Origin of the sequence: Snodgrassella alvi, assembly GCF_002777745.1 — a bacterium.
In the GTDB taxonomy this organism is placed as follows: domain Bacteria; phylum Pseudomonadota; class Gammaproteobacteria; order Burkholderiales; family Neisseriaceae; genus Snodgrassella; species Snodgrassella alvi_D.
Window position 1 is genome coordinate 1 of sequence record NZ_MEIO01000022.1, and the last position, 302, is coordinate 302.

The window sequence follows — 302 nt, forward strand, 5'->3', positions numbered from 1 at the left end:
CACGTAAAGCTTGGGCTGTACAACTGCAAGAAAGTCATTCTGTTACTATTGCCATGAGCTGCGCTATTGTTAGCTTAAGTCGCTGCGCTTACTATTATCAACCTAAATTACCGGATGATTCAGTGATTATGTCGGTACTAAGTGCTATTACCGATAAGCATTTACGCTGGGGCTTTCCTAAATGTTTTAATCGCATCAGCAAGCTCGGCTATAAATGGAATCATAAACGTGTGTATCGGGTGTATTGTGAATTAAAGCTTAATCTCAGGGTAAAGCGTAAACAACGCATTCCTCCACGAAGC

General features: G+C 41.4%; 1 protein-coding gene. It reads left to right on the forward strand.

From position 1 onward, the window contains the following. A partial coding sequence (locus BHC51_RS01020) for an IS3 family transposase (protein ID WP_143558714.1) occupies positions 1-302 on the forward strand: 302 nt, incomplete at both ends.